Source organism: Rhizobium alarense (assembly GCF_021555155.1).
Taxonomy (GTDB): domain Bacteria; phylum Pseudomonadota; class Alphaproteobacteria; order Rhizobiales; family Rhizobiaceae; genus Rhizobium_D; species Rhizobium_D alarense.
Genome location: NZ_JAKGBU010000154.1, coordinates 1 through 5,237, shown reverse-complemented (window position 1 = coordinate 5,237; position 5,237 = coordinate 1). Strand labels below are relative to the sequence as shown.

Below are 5,237 nucleotides of genomic sequence, written 5' to 3'. Positions count from 1 at the left end.
GGACCGCCATGGCCGCCTGAGCCGCCGCACCACACCGAACGCCCTGCGGAACCCGGCCAGACGGCCGGGTTCCTGCGTTTAAGCCAACCGGCACCTTGCGATCGATTGCGGTGCCGATCCGGCGCGTGCCCGCCGGGACGGGTCCTTCAGGATCGTTCCGGCCGGAGACCCCGGGCATCGCCGCGCACGTCGCAGGCGCCCGTCATTTGCCGGCTGAGGGGTGCGCTCAGGGGTTGACGCGGGGGCATGCTACCCTATCTGCCCCGCCATGACCCATGACGATCCCACCGACCGCCATCCGCGCATCGCCCTCATCTCCACCCACGGCTATGTCGCCGCCAATCCGCCGCTGGGTGCCGCGGATACCGGCGGCCAGGTCGTCTATGTCCTTGAACTCGCGAAGAAACTCGGACAGCTCGGCTTTCTCGTCGACATCTATACGCGCCGTTTCGAGGACCAGCCGCAGTTCGACGAGGTGGACGAACGTGTGCGCGTCATCCGGCTTCCCTGCGGCGGCCGCGATTTCATCCCGAAGGAATACCTGCACGAGCACCTGATGGAATGGTGCGAAAAGGCACTGCGCTTCATCAAGTCGAACGAACTCAGCTACTTCTTCATCAACAGCCATTACTGGGACGCCGGCGTCGCCGGCCAGCGGCTGTCGGAGGCGCTCTCCGTCCCCCATCTCCACACGCCCCATTCGCTCGGCATCTGGAAGAAGCGCCAGATGGAAACCGACTATCCGGACAAGGCCGACGACTTCGAGGCCGAGTTCAATTTCAAGGAACGCATCAAGCACGAGCTGATCATCTTCCGCAGCTGCAACATGGTGATCGCCACGACACCGATCCAGCTCGACGTCTTGATCGAGGATTACGGGCTGAAACCCGAGCGCGTGCACATGATCCCGCCCGGCTATGACGACAACCGCTTCTTCCCAGTCTCGTCGGCCTCGCGCGAGATGGCGCGCCAGCGCTTCGGCTTCACCGGCAAGACGGTACTCGCGCTGGGCAGGCTCGCCACGAACAAGGGCTACGACCTGCTGATCGACGGCTTTTCGGTTCTCGTCGAGCGCGAACCGGACGCGCGGCTCCATCTCGCCGTCGGCGGCGAGCACATGGACGAGAACGAAGCGGCGATCCTGTCGCAGCTGAAGGCCCGCGTCGAGGAGCTCGGCATCGCCGACAGGGTCGATTTCGCCGGCTTCGTCGCCGACGAGGACCTGCCGGACTACTATCGCGCGGCGGACCTCTTCGTGCTCTCCAGCCGCTACGAACCCTTCGGCATGACGGCGATCGAGGCAATGGCGAGCGGTACGCCGACGATCATCACCATCCACGGCGGCCTGTTCCGCGCGGTGAGCTACGGCCGCCACGCGCTCTTTGCCGACCCCTTCGACAAATACGATCTCGGCATCACCATGATGAAACCGCTGAAACATGCGCGGCTCTACAGCCGGCTGTCGCGCATGGGCGCGCACAAGGCGCGCAGCCTGTTCACCTGGACGGGCATCGCGCAGCAGCTCATCTCGCTCGTCGAAGGCCGGCCGATGCGCCAGGCGCTCGAAATCGACGACTGGGCGGAACCATGGAACGACGGGGACTGACCGATGCGCATGCTGTCATCCGACATTGACGGGACATTGACCGGCGACCGCCGGGCGACGCAGCGCTTTCGCACCTTCTGGGAGGCGCTCAATCCGCTGACCCGCCCGCTCCTCGTCTATAACAGCGGCCGCCTGATCGACGACATCGAGGCGCTGATCGAGGTCACCGATCTGCCGGTGCCGGACTACATGATCGGCGGCGTCGGCACGATGATCGGCGGCCTGGCGGAGGAGAAGCGCCGCGCCTACGGCGAGGTCCTCGGCAAGCCGTTCGACCGCGACGCGCTGATGCGGGTCATGCAGCGCATCGACGGCATCCGTCTCCAGGCCGACGAGTACCAGCACCAGCACAAGTCGAGCTGGCACCTGCACGGCGCCGGCGACGAGACGATCGCCGACATCGAGACGCGTCTCGCGGAGGCCGGGCTTGACGCCAAGCTGGTCTATTCCAGCGGCCGCGATCTCGACGTGCTGCCCCGCGCCGCCGACAAGGGTGCCGCCCTCGTCTGGCTGTGCAGGGATCTCGGCATCGATCCCGGCGAGGTGGTCGTCGCCGGCGACACCGGCAACGACCGCGACATGTTCCTTTTGCCTGACGTGCGCGGCATCGCGGTCGCCAACGCGCTGCCGGAACTGCAACGCATCGTCGCCGGCGAGCCGCGCCATTTCCAGGCAACCCGCCCCCATGCCGACGGCGTCGTCGAAGGCCTCAGGCACTGGGGGCTCGCCGCCTGAGGACGATCAGCCCGCGGGCTTCAGCGGCAGGTGGATCTCGGTCAGGAGATCCGTCGGCGCCACCTCGCGCGGATTGTTGAGATAGGCCTCGAAGACCGGCGCGTCGCGCAGCGCCCGTCCGGACTGGGGCAGCCAGCGCCCGTAGAGCCAGCGATAGGCCTCGCTCATGTCGGCATAGGGGCCTCTGTGGCGAAGCACCGCATAGTCCCCGCCCTCGATCCGCCGGCTTTCGAGCGGCGGCTCGGCGACCGTCCCGCCCGCCGCGGTGACGCAGGCGAAGGACCGCAGGCGCTCCTCCGGCACGAGATCCGGATCGTCGAGATAGACGCCGATCATCCGCATCGCGGGATCGAACAGCGTGCGGGAGAACAGCATTCCGTAGAGCGCCTCGAAGGCGCGGCCGATCGCCATGTAGGAGCCGGCATGCGGAATGCCGACCAGCGGCGTTTCGGGAATGGATCGGATGGAAAGGTCGTACATGTCTTTCGTCTCCCCTGTGATGGCGGACTGGAAGAGGGCGTGGCTGCCCTCGCGACGGTAGCGCGCCGGCGGCAGGCCGAAGCCGGCCTTGAAGGCGCGGGTGAAGGAGGAAAGATCGGCATAGCCCCAGCGCGCGGCGATCTCCCGGACCGGCCGGTCGGTCGTCACCAGATCGCCCGCCGCCCGGTGGAGCCTGAGGCGCCGCACGGTCTCGGCGAGCGTCTCGCCGTGCACGGCCCGGTACACGCGGTGCCAGTGATGCTCCGACAGGCAGGCGATTTCCGCGAGGCGGGCCGTATCCAATTCGTCGTCGAGATGGGCATGGATGTGATCGGAAACGCGCCGGAGACGCGCCTCGTAGATCCGCCAGATGTCGCTCGCAGCCATGCGATCCCTCGTTGCTTCAACCCGTGCAGACAAGCACACGGGCATTTGGCAAATCCTGCGCTTCTGTTTGTATTGCAATATTTGCAAGGCTAAGGGGCAGGCCCTTGCGAAAACGGGCGACTCGGATAGCAATGGTCGCACCGGCCGGGTTTCGCACCGTTTTTGCCGGCGCGCTTCAAGGCCGCTCCATGACCGTCGACATCCTGATCCCGAAGCTCACCACCGTTCTGGCGGAGGGCTACAGCGCCGGACGCCTCAGGGCGGACGCGATCGCCGGCCTGACGGTGGCGATCGTCGCCCTGCCGCTCTCCATGGCGATCGCCATCGCCTCCGGCGTGACGCCGGACCGCGGCCTCTATACGGCGATCGTCGGCGGCTTCCTCGTTTCGGCGTTCGGCGGCAGCCGCTTCCAGGTGGGCGGCCCGGCCGGCGCCTTCATCGTGCTGGTCTCGGCGACCGTCGCGCGCCACGGCATCGACGGCCTCATCCTCGCGACCCTGATGTCCGGCCTCATGCTGGTCGCGGCCGGCTACCTCAGGCTCGGCAAATACATCAAGTTCATCCCCTACCCGGTCACCGTCGGCTTCACCGCCGGCATCGCCGTCATCATCTTCGCAAGCCAGATCTCGGAACTCTTCGGCCTCCGGCTCGAGGGCAAGGAACCGGGGCCGATCATCGAGAAGCTCGAGGCGCTCTGGCGCGCCGCGCCGACCGCCAGCCCCGCCGCAGCCGGCGTCGCCGCCCTGACCGTCGTCACGATCCTGGCGCTTCGCCGCTTCCGGCCCAACTGGCCGAACCTGCTGATCGCCGTGGCGCTCGCCTCGGCCGCGACCGCCCTGTTGCAGCTCCCGGCGGACACGATCGGCACGCGTTTCGGCGGCATTCCGCGCAGCCTGCCCCTGCCGGCGCTGCCGGTGCTGTCACCGGAAAAGATCATCGCCGTCCTCCCGGACGCCGTCGCCTTCGCCCTGCTCGGCGCGATCGAATCGCTGCTCTCGGCGGTCGTCGCCGACGGCATGAGCGGCCGCAGGCACCGTTCCAGCATGGAGCTGATCGCCCAGGGCGCCGCCAATATCGGTTCGGCGCTGTTCGGCGGCATCTGCGTCACGGGCACCATCGCCCGCACGGCGACGAATGTGCGCTCCGGTGCCACGAGCCCGGTCGCCGGCATGCTGCACGCAGCGTTCCTGCTCCTCTTCATGCTCGTCGCCGCGCCGCTGGCCGGCTATATCCCGCTTGCCGCGCTGGCCGGCGTGCTCGCGGTGGTCGCCTTCAACATGGTCGAGCGCCCCGCCTTCGCGGCGCTGCTGCGGTCGTCGCGCGGCGACGCCGCCGTGCTCCTCGTCACCTTCGCGCTCGTCGTCTTCCGCGACCTGACGGAGGGCATCGTCGTCGGCTTCGCGCTCGGCGCCGTGCTCTTCATCGACCGGATGGGAAAGGCGGTGAACGTGCGCGAGGAGGCGATGCCGCGGCTGGTGCGCGCCGTGGAGCAGGCCGGCGAGGACGACGGCACGCCGAACGAAAACCCGATCGTCGCCGACGACCCGGATACGGTGGTCTACCGCATCAGCGGCGTCTTCTTCTTCGGTGCGGCGGCCTCGGTCGGCTCCGTGCTCGACCGCATCGCCGACCAGAGGCGGAACTTCGTGCTCGACTGCGCCAGCGTGCCTTTCCTCGATTCCACCGCGGCGAGCGTCATCGAGGGGCTGGTGCGCAAGGCGGAGCGGTCCGGCGTGCGGGTCTTTATCACCGGGCTCGCGCCGGACATGCGGCATCTGCTGGAGACCCACGAAATCCACGCCCCGCGCGTCACCTATACGGCGACACTCGACGAGGCGATGGCCATGATCGGTGCGTGACGACGAACCGGCAGCCGAGCGCAGCCATCGCAACGCATCGTTTTCACGCGCCGCTTAAAGCGTGTCGCGTCTATCCGGAGCCATTCTGCCGGCGCAGGTTTTCGTCTTGGCAGAGGCGATTGGCGAAGGGCATACTCCTCGCTACGTCCGAGCCGATCGCCTCTGATCCA

At 67.7% G+C, this 5,237-nt stretch carries 4 protein-coding genes; 3 read left to right on the top strand and 1 reads right to left on the bottom strand.

The features are described from left to right. Positions 1–268 precede the first annotated feature (268 nt). Positions 269–1,606 carry a glycosyltransferase family 4 protein gene (locus LXM94_RS25430; protein WP_235774620.1) on the top strand — a complete coding sequence of 446 codons (1,338 nt, stop codon included), beginning with the start codon at positions 269–271 and terminating at the stop codon, positions 1,604–1,606. Between the two features lie 3 nt (positions 1,607–1,609). Further along, on the top strand, positions 1,610–2,341 hold the full coding sequence (locus tag LXM94_RS25425; RefSeq protein ID WP_235774618.1) for an HAD-IIB family hydrolase: 732 nt from the start codon (positions 1,610–1,612) through the stop codon (positions 2,339–2,341). Between the two features lie 6 nt (positions 2,342–2,347). On the opposite strand, the gene LXM94_RS25420 is transcribed toward LXM94_RS25425, so the two are convergent. Further along, positions 2,348–3,208 (bottom strand): AraC family transcriptional regulator, encoded by an 861-nt coding sequence (locus tag LXM94_RS25420; protein ID WP_235774616.1) that lies wholly within the window; start codon positions 3,206–3,208, stop codon positions 2,348–2,350. A gap of 188 nt (positions 3,209–3,396) precedes the next feature. On the opposite strand from LXM94_RS25420, the gene LXM94_RS25415 reads away from it, so the two are divergent. Beyond that, positions 3,397–5,067: a SulP family inorganic anion transporter gene (locus LXM94_RS25415; RefSeq protein WP_235774615.1), complete on the top strand. Its 1,671-nt coding sequence runs from the start codon at positions 3,397–3,399 to the stop codon at positions 5,065–5,067. The last annotated feature ends 170 nt before the right edge of the window (positions 5,068–5,237 follow it).

Excerpts from the sequence above, each read along its gene's own strand:
- LXM94_RS25430 (WP_235774620.1), top strand. The coding sequence starts at position 269 with ATGACCCATGACGATCCCACCGACCGCCATCCGCGCATCGCCCTCATC.
- LXM94_RS25420 (WP_235774616.1), bottom strand. The coding sequence starts at position 3,208 with ATGGCTGCGAGCGACATCTGGCGGATCTACGAGGCGCGTCTCCGGCGC.
- LXM94_RS25425 (WP_235774618.1), top strand. The coding sequence starts at position 1,610 with ATGCGCATGCTGTCATCCGACATTGACGGGACATTGACCGGCGACCGC.
- LXM94_RS25415 (WP_235774615.1), top strand. The coding sequence starts at position 3,397 with ATGACCGTCGACATCCTGATCCCGAAGCTCACCACCGTTCTGGCGGAG.